Source organism: Nocardioides sp. Z24_21 (assembly GCF_058134345.1).
Map to the genome: position 1 here is coordinate 758,585 of NZ_JBYTTH010000002.1, position 13,512 is coordinate 772,096.

Annotated in this window: 9 protein-coding genes; all 9 read left to right on the top strand. The window is 72.1% G+C overall.

Annotated features, from left to right (window positions below; translation table 11 throughout):
* Positions 1-156: 156 nt before the first annotated feature.
* The 9 genes from AC3X7Z_RS10090 to rpsD all read left to right on the top strand — a co-directional run bounded on the left by AC3X7Z_RS10090 (position 157) and on the right by rpsD (position 13,465).
* Positions 157-6,435 carry an Ig-like domain-containing protein gene (locus tag AC3X7Z_RS10090; RefSeq protein WP_489975814.1) on the top strand — a complete coding sequence of 2,093 codons (6,279 nt, stop codon included), beginning with the start codon at positions 157-159 and terminating at the stop codon, positions 6,433-6,435.
* Positions 6,436-6,522: 87 nt separating this feature from the next.
* Positions 6,523-7,494 carry an AAA family ATPase gene (locus tag AC3X7Z_RS10095; RefSeq protein WP_489975815.1) on the top strand — a complete coding sequence of 324 codons (972 nt, stop codon included), beginning with the start codon at positions 6,523-6,525 and terminating at the stop codon, positions 7,492-7,494.
* A 19-nt stretch (positions 7,495-7,513) separates the two neighbouring features.
* Positions 7,514-8,683 (top strand): DUF58 domain-containing protein, encoded by a 1,170-nt coding sequence (locus AC3X7Z_RS10100; RefSeq protein WP_186342445.1) that lies wholly within the window; start codon positions 7,514-7,516, stop codon positions 8,681-8,683.
* Positions 8,680-11,139, top strand: coding sequence for a transglutaminase-like domain-containing protein (locus AC3X7Z_RS10105; protein ID WP_489975816.1), 2,460 nt, complete (start codon positions 8,680-8,682; stop codon positions 11,137-11,139). The genes AC3X7Z_RS10100 and AC3X7Z_RS10105 overlap by 4 nt, the downstream gene beginning before the upstream one ends.
* Positions 11,140-11,340: 201 nt before the next feature.
* The gene (gene infA / locus AC3X7Z_RS10110; protein ID WP_056599768.1) at positions 11,341-11,562 is read left to right on the top strand and encodes a translation initiation factor IF-1; all 222 of its coding nucleotides are present in this window, start codon (positions 11,341-11,343) and stop codon (positions 11,560-11,562) included.
* Positions 11,563-11,627: 65 nt separating this feature from the next.
* Complete coding sequence (gene rpmJ / locus AC3X7Z_RS10115; RefSeq protein ID WP_004008316.1) at positions 11,628-11,741, top strand: 50S ribosomal protein L36; 114 nt, start codon at positions 11,628-11,630, stop codon at positions 11,739-11,741.
* Between the two features lie 233 nt (positions 11,742-11,974).
* A complete protein-coding gene (rpsM, locus tag AC3X7Z_RS10120) occupies positions 11,975-12,349 on the top strand; it encodes a 30S ribosomal protein S13 (RefSeq protein WP_116570804.1) in 375 nt (124 codons plus the stop codon).
* 82 nt (positions 12,350-12,431) lie between these two features.
* Entirely contained in the window at positions 12,432-12,827 is a 396-nt protein-coding gene (gene rpsK / locus AC3X7Z_RS10125) for a 30S ribosomal protein S11 (protein ID WP_056906616.1), read from the top strand.
* A 29-nt stretch (positions 12,828-12,856) separates the two neighbouring features.
* The gene (gene rpsD, locus AC3X7Z_RS10130; protein WP_186342443.1) at positions 12,857-13,465 is read left to right on the top strand and encodes a 30S ribosomal protein S4; all 609 of its coding nucleotides are present in this window, start codon (positions 12,857-12,859) and stop codon (positions 13,463-13,465) included.
* Positions 13,466-13,512: the final 47 nt, after the last annotated feature.

Genomic DNA, 13,512 nt, shown 5'->3' on the forward strand with positions numbered 1-13,512 from the left:
GCGCACCCCCACGGCGCCATCATCACCCATCACGCCAGTCCCGCGCACATGGTCTGGACTTCTCGTAAACTTGTCGAACCCCGAGGGCATACTTACCCTCCTCTGGGGGATCGCGGCGGGCGCACCTCCGATTCGTGGGGCCGAGGGGGGACCGACGTGGCACGTGGGGGCGCTCTGCGTCGACACCGGGCGGGCATCGCCTCAGGTGTCGCTCTGGCGATCACCGTCACCGCCGTCGTCGTCTACGCCGTGACCGCCGACGGCTACAAGGCGCACGAGGCCGAGCTCAACGACGGCGGCGTGTGGGTCGTCAACGGCAAGCTGGGCTGGTCGGGTCGGCTCAACAAGCCGATCAACCAGCTCGACGGCGTCGTGCCCGGCGACAACGGCAAGGCCCGCCTCGACGTGGTGCAGGACGGCGCCGCGGTCGTCACCCTGGATGCCGGCACCAGTCGCGGCCAGGCGATCGAGACCAGCAGGCTGGAGGCCCAGGACGGCGGCTCCGCCGCGGTGCCCGCGACGGGCGACGTCGCGATGGCGGGCGGCACCCTGGCCACCGTCGACGCCGAGACCGGCGAGGTGTGGGCCGTGCGCTACGACGACCACCTCGGCAAGCCGCTGGTGAGCGCCGTCGACCGGCAGGCCGAGCCGGTGGCCGAGACCGGGGAGGGCGCCGCCCTGGCCGTCAGCCAGGCCGGCACGGTGGTGGTGACCTCGACCGAGGAGGGCACCCTCACGGCCCTGTCGCCCACCGACGCGACCTTCCGCAAGCCCCGCACCACCGACCTCCCCGGCGATGCCGGCCAGGTGTCGGAGGTCACCACCGTGGGCGAGCGCGTCGTGACCCTCGACGCCGACGCCGGGGTCCTCAGCGTCATCGGCGGTGCCACCGTGCCCGTCCCGCCGGGCAGCCGGCTGCAGCAGGCCGGTCCTGCCCACGGCACGGTGCTGGTGGGCGCGCCCGAGGGACTGCTGAGCGTCGACCTCGACTCCGGGGACGTCACCACGGTCTCGGGCAGGTCGGGAGCCCCCGCCGAGCCGGTCCGCCTCGGCGCGTGCGTCTACGGCGCCTGGTCCGGCGGCCTCGGCGCCCTCGCGGTCCAGTGCGGCTCCGCCGAGGTCAAGGAGGACGACCTCGGTGGCAACGCCACCAGCCTGGCGTTCCGGGTCAACCGGGGCGAGATCGTGCTCAACGATGCCAACAGCGGCACGGTGTGGGACGTCCAGCAGGACAAGCCGATCCGCATCGACAACTGGGAGGCGTTCACCTCCAAGAAGAAGAACAAGGACGACGACGAGGAGAACGAGAACCAGGCCGAGGCCGACCGGCGCCCCCCGCGCGCCAAGCCGGACTCCTACGGCGTGCGCGCCGGGCGCACCACCGTGCTGCACCCGCTCGACAACGACTCCGCGCCCGCCGGACGGCTGCTGAGCATCGTCGACGTCGACCAGCCCTCCGGCGGCGCTCGCGTCGAGATCAGCCCGGACGGCCAGACCCTCGTGCTGCAGATGCCCGAGGACGCCCGGCCGGCGCGGTTCGACTACTTCATCGACGACGGCCGCAACGGCCTGTCCGCACACGCCACCGTCGACATCGAGGTGCGCGGCGCCCAGCAGAACGAGCCGCCGGCCGTGCGCGCGGGGTGGACCAAGCCGACCTACAAGGTGCCGCACGGCGGCGAGCTCGCGGTCCCGGTCGTCGCCGACTGGCGTGACGACCGCGACGGCGACACGTTGCTCCTCGACTCGGCGCGGGCGGTCGGCGGGGACCAGTCCGGAGCGGCCGCGCGCACCACGGCCGACGGCCGGATCCGCTTCACGGCCCCGAGCGGCCCCGCGGATGGCCCACAGCTGGTGCGGGTGGAGTTCGCGGTCACCGACGGGCGCTCCGCCCCGGTCAGGAAGTCGATGAGCTTCCAGGTGCAGGCGCCGAAGGACCAGAAGTCCTATGCGCCGCAGGCCGAGCCCGACGTCGTACGCGGCGAGGTCGGCAAGCCGATCAAGATCAGGCCGCTGCTCAACGACCTGCCCGGATCCGACCCCAACGCCCCCGACGCCGAGCTCTCGCTCGGCGGCAAGGTGCCGCAGCAGCCCAACGCCAAGATCGTCTCCGACCTCGACGCCGGCCAGCTGACGTTCACCGGCGAGCGCGCCGGCACCTACTTCCTCAGCTATGACGCCGGCTTCGGCAACGCGCCGCTCGACCAGGGCATGATCCGCGTCGACGTCAAGGCGCGCCCCAAGCGCTCGGCCGACCCGGTGGCGATGCCGGACACCCTCACCGTCTACGGCCAGGCCCCCGGCATCGTCGACGTGCTGGCCAACGACCTCGACCCGGGCGGCGGCCTGCTCGTGGTGCAGCGCGCCACCGCCGACCTCGACGAACAGCTCGACGTGGCGATCATCGACGGACGCTGGCTGCGGATCTCCGCGGTGCAGCCGGTGCTCGCCCCGACCACCCAGACCGTCTCCTACACGATCAGCAACGGTGCCAGCTCGGGCGTGCGCGGCGAAGTGGTGCTCACCCAGCGTCCCGCCCCGGCGGACAACACGCCGATCACCGTCAGCGACAAGGTCGTGGTGCGTGCCGGTGCGGCCGTCGCGGTGCCCGTGCTCGACAACGACGTCTCGCCCGCCGGCGACCGGCTGACCCTGCTCAACGACCTCGCGAGCACCGGCACCCCCGGCGAGCTCGCCGTCGTCGCGCCCATCGACGTCACGGGCGACGTGGGGCGCGCGTTCGTGTCGGGCCGGGTCGTGCGCTACGTCGCGCCGGAGACGGTCGAGGAGCGCGACACCTACAGCGTCACCTACGTGGCACAGAACCTGGAGGGCAAGCGCGCCGACGGGGTGCTGAAGGTGACCGTCGTGCCCGCGGACGAGGCCAACGACGCGCCGGAGCCCCCGACCCTGGAGGGCCGCGTCGTCTCCGGCGACGTGGTCAAGGTCCGCGTGCCCGGCGTCGGGGTCGACCGCAACGGGGACCCCGTCACGGTCACCGGCATCACGTCGGCCCCGCGGCTGGGTCGGATCGAGGGCGTGGGCGGCAACTTCCTGGAGTATCAGGCCTACCCGCGCACGGTCGGCACCGACGAGTTCACCTACTCCGTCGTCGACTCCCAGGGCGCCTTCGCGACCGGGACGGTCCGGGTGGCCGTGGTCGAGCCCGGTCAGCCCCAGCCGCCGCTCGCCGTCGAGGACCGGCTCACCGTCGAGCCCGGCCGCACGGCGACGTTCGACCCGCTGGCCAACGACTTCATCGCCTCGGGCGACTCCGTGGAGATCGAGATCCTCGACGGTCCCCAGGGCGCACGCCTGGACCCGGACACCAACCTGGTGACGGTGCCCGCGCCCGGCTCGGCGACCGCGCCGCCGACGGTGCTCGTCTACCGGGTCACCAACGGCATCGACGAGTCGCGCTCGACGATGACCCTGAACACTGCCGACGACTACGACAACCCGCCGGTCGTCTACGACGCGTTCGGGCGCGCCGACGAGAGCGAGAGCGTCGTGGTCGACGTCCTCGAGGGCGCCTACGACCCCGACGGGTCGGTCGACGACCTCGAGCTCGTCGACGTCACCGGCGACCCCTCGGCGCGCGTGATCGACGGGGTGCAGGTGCGCGCCGACCGGGGCCCGGCGCCCAAGGTGCTGCCCTTCCAGGTGCGGGACGCCGACGGCGCGGTCGCGGCCGCGGCCGTCTACATCCCGCCCACCGGCGACCAACTTCCCTACGTCCTGCCCGACGCCCTCATCGAGCTCGATTCGGGTGAGAGCACGACGGGCCGGATCTCCGACTACATCGCGGCGCCCGACGGCAGGCAGGTGCGGCTCGCGTCCGGCCGGCGCTCCTACTCCGCCTCGCCCAGTGCCCTGAGTGTCGGACCCGACGGCGACAACCGCTTCACCCTGTCGGCGCCGGCCGGCTTCCGCGGGCCGGGCTCGGTCCTCGTGGAGGTCACCACGGCCACCGGCGCCGGCGGCAACGAGGACACGTCCACGACCCAGGACGGGGTCACGGCCGTGCTGTCCATCCCGGTGCTCGTCGGCGACGACACCCCCTCGCTCGAGTGCCCGACGAGCGCGATCCCGATGTCGGCCGGTCAGCGCTACGATCTCGACATCGCGAGCTACTGCAAGGTCTTCACCGTCGATCCGCGAGACGCCGCCTCCCTCGAGTTCAGTGCGGAGTGGAGCCAGGGACTCGACGGGGTGGAGGTCGCCAGCCCCCAGGGGTCGATCGTCGCGGTCACCGCCTCCGATGCGGCCACCGAGGGTGGCGATGCCGTCCTGGCCGTGCGTGCCGGCGACAGCAACGTCCAGGAGGTGCGCTTCCGGCTGGCCCAGGCGCCGCCGCCGCGGCTGCTGCCCATCCGGGTCGAGACCATGGAGGCCGGCCAGACCCGCACCTACGACATCGGCTCCTACCTCGAGGCGGGGGTGGCCGACCCCCAGCCGCAGGTCGTGTCGGTGCGGAGCACGGGCAACTCCGCGGTGAAGGCCAGCGTCGACGGCAGTCGCCTGACGTTGCGCGCCGCGCAGGACGCCCGGGGCGCCGATGCGGCCTTCGACCTCGTGGTGAGCGACGTCGCCACGTCCGACCCGCCGGCGAACCGCCGGGCGCAGGGACGCATCCAGTTCAAGGTCGTCGGCGTGCCCGAGGCACCCGGTGAGCCGCGGCCCTACCCGCTGTCCGACGAGGTGGGCACCATCAAGATGGGATGGGCCCCTCCGGGCGACGACGGCGGGGCGCCGATCCTCCACTACTGGGTGCGCGAGGAGAAGACGGGCACCCGGCAGCGGTGCGACACCAACGAGTGCGTCTTCCGCAAGCTCAAGACCGGCGGCAACTACAGCTTCCGTGCCCAGGCGGTCAACCGGGTGGGGTCGAGCGAGTGGAGCGACGTGTCGCGCTCGGCGCGGGCCGACACCCAGCCGGGCCGGGTCCGGAACATCCGGATGGCGAGCCGTGGCGACGGCCAGATCACGGTGGCGTGGGACAAGCCGGCCACCGACACCTCCCGGATCCTCGACTACACCATCACCTGGCGCGGCGGACAGGACGTCGTACCGGGCAGCAGGACGTCCTACACCGCCGTCGGGCTCGACAACAACCAGCGCTACGACTTCACCATCAAGGCCCAGAACCAGGTGGGCTACTCCCTCCCGCGCACGTCGGGCGAGATGCAGTCCCTCGGCACGCCGGCCGCACCACCCGCTCCCTCGGTGGCCGACCTGGAGTCGGGCACCAACCAGACGTCCATCCGCATCTCCTGGCAGGCGGTGCTGCCGGAGGGGCCCGGGCCGACCGTCTACACCGTCAACTACACCGACGGGCAGAGTTCCGGCGCCGTCCCCGGCTGTCAGCGGACCGCGTCGCTCGTCTGCACGCACACCGGCGTGCCCTACGACGGCCTCACGTACACCTACACGGTGGTGGCGGCCAACCAGCCGGGCGACGAGCCGGGCAATCGCTCGCAGGCGAGCGCCGGCACGTCCATCCAGGCCGTCGGCCGCCCGGCGGCGTGGGGCTCCTTCCAGGCGGTGGCGACGGGGGCCAACCAGGAGGTCCAGCTGCAGTACACCGTGCCGGACTCACGCGGCAGCACCAGCAAGGTCGAGATCCTCGTCGCCGGTGGGGTCGCCCGGACGTTCAACCAGCAGACCGGCGCGGTCACCACCCGTGTCCAGCTGCCCGGCAACGAGCAGCCCTATCCGGTGCAGCTGCGCGTGTGCAACGAGGACGCTCCGGCCGGCTGCACGGTGAGCGGGCAGGTGAACGTGCAGAGCTTCGGACCGCTGCAGGCCGACAACATCGCCTCGATCCAGCCGGTGCCCGACGGCCAGCGGCTCTCCTGGGTGGTGACCGGGACGTCCAACGGTCGCCCGGCCACGTTGACGGTGTCCTCCGCCGACCGCAACCAGACCTTCCAGGTGCCTGCCGGGCAGTGGTCGGTCCAGACGCAGAACCTGGACGTGGGCTTCCGGCACGGCGAGAGGGTCACCGTCACGCTCGCCGACGGCGCCAACGGCCGCGGCCCGGTCTCCCGCAGCGCCGACGGTTCGACGGCCGCGCCCCCCGAGCCCGAGATCGTCATCTTCCGTGGAGACAAGTGCTCGACCCGCGCCGACCGACCCGCCGACGTCCCGGACTGCGGCTCGCGCGGCTGGACCGGGGACACCTGCGAGGACGACAACTGCGCGTTCATCAACTTCAGCGTCCGCGGGTTCCTCTCCCGCTACACCTGCACCATCCAGCGCCGGTTCCGCTCCGACATCTCGTTCGCCGTCGACCCCGCGGAGGCGCGCGGAGGCAACGCCTACCACTACGGCGCGCTCGTCGCCGGGCAGGTAGCCCTCAACTGCACGACGCCCGACTACCGCCCCGACCAGGGCAACTACCAAGCGGGTGGTTCGGGCTGGAAGGACTGGTGACCGCTCACCGGCACCGCCCCCGACCCCTGCACGCCTGACCCACCGCCCCGACACCCGCCGCTCCGACACCCGCCGCAAGGAACCCGCATGACGATCAGCCACGAACAGGCCGAGTGGTTCAAGTCGACCTTCGACCAGCTCACCGACAACATGGAGAAGGCAGTCCTCGGCAAGCGCCACGTCGTGCGACTGGCATTGACCTGCCTGCTCTCCGAGGGGCACATCCTGCTCGAGGACTTCCCGGGCACCGGCAAGACCATGCTCGCGCGCGCCCTCGCCAACACCGTGCAGGGCAGCCACGCCCGCATCCAGTTCACCCCCGACCTGCTGCCCTCCGACGTCACCGGCGTCACGGTCTACGACCAGCACAAGGGCACCTTCGAGTTCCACCCCGGGCCGATCTTCCACACGATCGTGCTGGCCGACGAGATCAACCGGGCCTCGCCCAAGACGCAGTCGGCGCTCCTGGAGGTGATGGAGGAGGGGCGCGTGACAGTCGACGGCGTCGCGCACCCGGTCGGCCAGCCGTTCCTGGTGATCGCCACCCAGAACCCCATCGAGCAGGCCGGCACCTACCGCCTGCCCGAGGCCCAGCTCGACCGCTTCCTGATGAAGACCTCGGTCGGCTATCCCGACCGCCAGGCGACCGTCGAGCTGCTCAACAACGCCGCCGTGCGCGACCGCGCCGCCCTCGTCACCCCGGTGATCACCGCCGCCACGATCGCGCAGATGAGCGGCCTGGCCGACGAGGTCTACGTCGACCCGGCCGTCGTGGGCTACGTGGCCGAGCTCGCGGAGGAGTCGCGCCGCCAGCCGCACGTCAAGCTCGGTCTGTCCCCGCGCGGGTGCCTGGCGTTCGTGCGGGTCGCCAAGACGTGGGCCGCCGCCGACGGTCGCGACCACGTGGTGCCCGACGACGTCAAGGACCTGGCCGAGCCGGTGCTCTCGCACCGCCTGCTGCTCGACGCGGAGGCGCAGTTCAGCGGCGTCGACGTGCAGACGGTCGTCTCGCGCCTGCTCGACGCCGTGGCCCCGCCGACCGACCGCGTGGGGGTCTGAGCCCTCGATGAGGCAACGGTTGAACGACGCGCTCGAGGTCCTCAAGCCGATCGGCTGGCTGGTCCTCGGCCTGGGCCTGGGCGCGCTCCTGGTCGCCGCGTTCACGCAGTGGCGTGAGCTGGCGGTCCTCGGCGTGGGCTGCCTGCTGCTCGTCGTCCTCGCGCTGCCGTTCCTGCTCGGTCGCACGTCGGTGTCGGTCGACCTCCGGCTCCAGCCCGAGCGCGTCGCCGCGGGGGAGTCGGTCGCGGCGGGTGTGCTGGTGGTCAACCGGGCGTCCTCGCGGCTGGTCCCGACCACCCTCGAGGTCCCGGTCGGGTCGGCGGTGCACCGCTACGGCATCCGCTCGCTGGCGCCGGGTGCCGCCCACGAGGAGTCGTTCACGATCCGCACCGAGCGCCGTGGGGTGATCGCGGTCGGTCCCGCGATGACCCGGCGCGGCGACCCGATCGGCATCTTCTCCCGCGACGTGGTCTGGACGCCGGTGCGCGAGGTGCTGGTCCGTCCGCCGCTCGTGCCGATGGAGTCGCTCGGCGCCGGCCTGCTGCGCGACCTCGAGGGCGTCTCCACCGACGCGGTCAGCCAGAGCGACCTCGCCTTCCACGCCCTGCGCGAGTACGTCCCCGGCGACGACCTGCGCCACATCCACTGGCGCTCCTCGGCCAAGGTGATGGCCTCGACCGGCGAGTCGGCCCTGCTGGTGCGCCAGTACCTCGACACCCGGCGCAGCCACGCCACGATCGTCGTCGACGACCGGCTCGACTCCTGGTCGGACCCGGACGACTTCGAGACCGCGATGAGCGTCGCGGCGTCGATCGCCGTGCGGGCCGTGCTCGACGAGTTCGACGTGTCGTTCGTGTGCGGCAGCCGCGCCTCGTCGGGGTCCGACGGCCACCTCGCGCTCGACGCCGTCTGCCGCGCCGACCTCGGCGAGCGCGGCATCGTCGAGTCGGGGCGGCAGGCCAGCATGCTGGCGCCCGACACCAGCCTCGCGTTCCTCGTCGGCGGCAGCGAGTCGCCGTTCACCGACCTGGTGCGCGCCTCCGCCGCCTTCCCGCCGGAGGTGCGCCGCTTCGGCATCGTGATCGACCCCCGGGGCAACAGCCGCGTGACCGAGACCCTCGGGCTGCCCGTGCTCCACCTCGCCGCCAAGGAGGACCTCGGCGGCCTGCTGAGGTGGAGCGTGCGATGAGCCCCGAGAGCACCACGACCGGCACCCGCACCCGCGTGCGGCCCCACGCGCTCGTGCCCGACCTCCACTCGTGGGTCGACATCGCCTTCACCCTCGCGCTCGCCGCGGTGGCGCTGCTCGCGTTCGGCACCTCCTTCACCGGCGCGACCTACCTGGTCGTCGGGATGCTGGGTGCCGTCATCGCGGTCGTCGTCACGCACCTGACCCGGGCGGCCGGCTGGCCGGTCGTCTCGGCCGTCGTCATCTGCCTCGTGCTGTTCCTCGTGCTGGGCGGGCCGCTCGGCCTGCGCTCCCTCGGCGACACCTACACGCTGCCGGGGCCCACGACGCTGGCCCGGGTCGTCGACCAGGCGGTCTTCGGGTGGAAGGACCTGCTGACCACGCTCCCGCCGGTCGACGGCGACGGCCCGCTGCTGGTGCTGCCCTGGCTGTCCGGGATGGTCGCCGGACTGGTCGGCCTCGCCCTCGCGCAGCGGCGGCCGCGGCGGCCCTGGCTGGCCGCGCTCCTGCCCGTCGCGGGGATGACGGTGGTGCTCGCCGCCGTGATCCTGCTCGGCGTGCGCCGTCCCCAGTCCCTCCTGCTTCAGGGCTGCGTCTTCACCGCCCTCGCCCTCGCCTGGCTCGCCCTGCGCGCCCGCCGGGCGAGCGCGACCGTCCACGGCGGCACCACGTCGTACGTCCGCGGCATGGGCGCGGTGGCGATGCTCGCGCTCGCGGCAGCGCTCGCCCAGCCCGTCAGCGCGATCGTCGTCGGCGACGACTCCCGGCGGGCGGTGGCCCGCAACTGGGTCGAGCCCCCCTTCGACATCGGCCGCTACCCCTCCCCGCTGGCCGGATTCCGCAAGTACGTCGACCTCAAGGGCCGCGCCGACCCCGCCAACGTCTACGACAAGACGCTGCTCGACATCGAGGGCGTCCCCGCCGGGACCCGGGTCAGGTTCGCCGCGATGGACCGCTACGACGGGATGGTGTGGGGCGCCACCGACGACGCGCTGCCCGGCCCGGCCGACGACTCCTTCCAGCGGGTCTCGTCCACCATCGACAACCCCGTCGAGGGCGAGCCGGTCGCCGCGACGGTGACGCTGGGGGAGGGGTGGACCGGGGTGTGGATGCCCACGGTCGGCGCGCTGCGGTCGGTGTCGTTCGAGACCGGCGACGCTCGCGCCACGGCCGAGGTGTTCCGCTACAACCTCGCCACCTCGACCGCGGTGGTCCCCACGGGCCTCCAGAGCGGTGACCGCTACTCCTTCACCGCGGTGAGCCCCGACGACGAGCTCACCGACCAGACCGTGGGCTCGGCCGAGGTCGCCCCGCTCCCGGCCGGCGCGGCGTTCATCCAGGGCCCGAGCGAGAAGTGGACCGAGGGTGCGGGCAACGACCCGATGGACCGGGTGCTCGCCGCGGCCGAGCACCTGCGCACGGACGGCAGGTACTCCGACGGCATCGGCCGCACCGAGCGCATCTACGTGGCCGGCCACAGCACCTGGCGGCTGTCCGACGAGTTCGTCAACGCCCCGCAGATCGTCGGCAACGACGAGCAGTACGCCGCCACGATGGCGCTGATCGCCAACCACATCGGCGTGCCGGCGCGGGTCGTGCTCGGCGCGGTCGTGCCCGCCGGCGGCCGGGTCACCGGCAAGGACGTCTCGGCCTGGGTCGAGCTGCGCGCCGCCGACGGGTCGTGGCGGACGCTGCCCACCGAGGCCTTCATGTCCACCACCCCGCCGGCCGACCAGGTGCCCGAGACCGACACGCCGATGTCCGGCACCGTCATCCCGCCGCCCAACCCGATCCCGCCGCCGTCCGACGCGGGCGAGCAGAGCGACGCCGACCTCAAGGAGCGCAAGGCCACGCGCAAGAAGAAGGCCGACGAGGAGGAGGACGCCCTCATCCCCGGCCTCCCGGCGTGGGTCGGGCGGGTCGTGACCTATGTCGGGCTGCCGCTGCTCGCGATCGCGCTGCTGCTGGGCGCCGTCGTCGGGGTGAAGGCGCTGCGCCGGCACCGCCGCCGCAGCGCGGCCTCCCCGTCGGCCCGGTTCGTGGGTGCCTGGCGCGAGCTCGTCGACCACGCCCGCGACCTCGGGCAGCCGGTCCCGCTGGGGCCGACGGTCACCCGTCGTGAGCAGTCGGCCGGCATCGTCTCCGCGCAGGCAGCGGTCCTCGCCCGCCGGGCCGATGGCTTCGTCTTCGGTCCGAGCGCGCCCGAGGTCGCGGCGGCGACGACCTACTGGGAGTCCGTCGACGCCGAGCGCCGCGCCATGTCGTACGAGGTGACCCGGTGGCAGCGGCTGCGCGCCGCGGTCAGCCTCCGCTCGCTGCGGCGTACGACGTCGTCGCGCGACGGCGACGTCGGGGGTGCCGCACCGGGTCCGCCCCCCGCGCCCGGGCGTGTCACGGCGCTGGCCCGGCGGGTGCGCGGCCTCACTGATTGGCGTTCTCGCCGCGCGCCTGACTAAACTGGTGCGTCGGCCCAACGTGGGCTGTGTTCGTGGCGCCTCGCGGCTGCCCGGGACTTCGTGTGATCGTCGCTGACGCTCGCGCGTGCTCCGGGAAGAGGCACCCCCGGACCGCCTCACGAGGTCCACCGGCCACCTGCTCGCAGGTGCCGGGCGGTTCCCGGGCCACGGTAGACAACGAGACGACAGATTGTGGAGGACATGCCGAAGAAAGAAGGCGTGATCGAGATCGAGGGCACCGTCGTGGAGGCCCTTCCCAATGCCATGTTCCGCGTGGAGCTGGCCAACGGGCACAAGGTGCTCGCCCACATCAGCGGCAAGATGCGCCAGCACTACATCCGGATCCTCCCCGAGGACCGGGTCGTGGTGGAGCTCTCGCCCTACGACCTCACCCGGGGTCGGATCGTCTACCGCTACAAGTAAGTGATCGAGCCTGCGAGACCACCGATCTGCGCAGGCGCCAGCCGAGCAGCAAGGAAGTTGTTGACATGAAGGTCAACCCGAGCGTCAAGCCCATCTGTGACAAGTGCAAGGTCATCCGCCGTCACGGGCGGGTCATGGTCATCTGCGAGAACCCGCGTCACAAGCAGCGCCAGGGCTGAGCGATTCGCCCCGATCCGCCGGAGCCGGAGCGGGACGAGCAGCGCGAGCCGCGCAGCCGCTTGCGGCAAGCGGGCTTGAAGCCCAGCACGACAGCAACACCCCACAACGTGATCGCTAGGTCGGGCACCACCTGACCGAAGTCACCTCCGGAGCACTGGCCGGAGCCCACCCGAGGCGGGATGGGACGCGTCACGACCAGAAACCAGCGCAAGAACAGACAAGGAACAGCCACATGGCACGCCTCGTTGGTGTTGACCTCCCGCGCGACAAGCGCATCGAGGTCGCTCTCACCTACATCTACGGCATCGGCCGTACCCGCGCCCAGCAGCTCCTGGCCGCCACCGGCGTCGACCCGAACGCCCGGGTCCACACGCTCGGTGACGAGGAGCTGGTCAAGCTTCGCGACGAGATCGAAGCCAACTTCAAGATCGAGGGTGACCTCCGCCGTGAGGTCCAGGCGGACATCCGCCGCAAGATCGAGATCGGCAGCTACCAGGGTCGCCGCCACCGCATGGGCCTCCCGGTCCGCGGTCAGCGCACCAAGACCAACGCGCGCACCCGCAAGGGTCCCAAGCGCACCGTCGCCGGCAAGAAGAAGGCGAAGTGATCTGCTCCCCTCACCGGGCGCAGCGCTGATCACCTCAGTCCCCACGCAAGCTTCAAGACCAGACCTCATCAGGAGTTAGTGAATGCCTCCCAAGAGCCGCGCGACCAAGGTCCGCCGCAAGGAGAAGAAGAACGTCGCTCAGGGCGAAGCCCACATCAAGAGCACGTTCAACAACACCATCGTCACGATCACCGACCCGACCGGTGCGGTGATCTCGTGGGCCTCTGCCGGCACCGTCGGCTTCAAGGGCTCGCGCAAGTCCACCCCCTTCGCCGCCCAGATGGCTGCCGAGGCCGCCGGCCGTCGCGCCATGGACCACGGCATGAAGAAGATCGACGTCTTCGTCAAGGGCCCGGGCTCGGGTCGTGAGACCGCCATCCGGTCGCTGGGTGCCATCGGCCTCGAGGTCGGCACCATCCAGGACGTCACGCCCACCCCGCACAACGGATGCCGGCCGCCCAAGCGCCGCCGCGTCTGAGCCCGAGACTGAGAAAGAGAGACTGACACATGGCCCGCTACACCGGTCCCATGACCCGCAAGTCGCGCCGTCTCGGTGTCGACCTGGTCGGCGGCGACGCTGCCTTCGAGAAGCGTCCCTACGCGCCCGGCCAGCACGGCCGCGGCCGCATCAAGGAGTCCGAGTACCTGCTGCAGCTTCGTGAGAAGCAGAAGGCTCGCTTCACCTACGGCGTGATGGAGAAGCAGTTCGTCCGCTACTACAAGGAGGCCAGCCGTCGCCAGGGCAAGACCGGCGACAACCTCCTGCAGCTCCTCGAGTGCCGCCTCGACAACGTGGTCTACCGCGCCGGGTTCGCCCGGACGCGCCGTCAGGCCCGCCAGCTCGTCGTGCACGGCCACTTCCTGGTCAACGGCAAGAAGGTCGACATCCCGTCCTACCAGGTCACCGACCACGACATCATCGACGTGCGCGAGAAGTCGCTCGAGGCGACCCCGCTCATCGTCGCCCGCGAGACCCACGGCGAGCGCGTCGTCCCCGCGTGGATGGAGGTCATCCCGTCGCGGATGCGCATCCTCATCCACCAGGTCCCGGTCCGCGCGCAGATCGACGTGCCGGTCCAGGAGCAGCTGATCGTGGAGTTCTACTCCAAGAAGTGATCCACCGCCGGTGGCCGCCTCCGGGCGGCCACCGGCGCAGCTCGTCC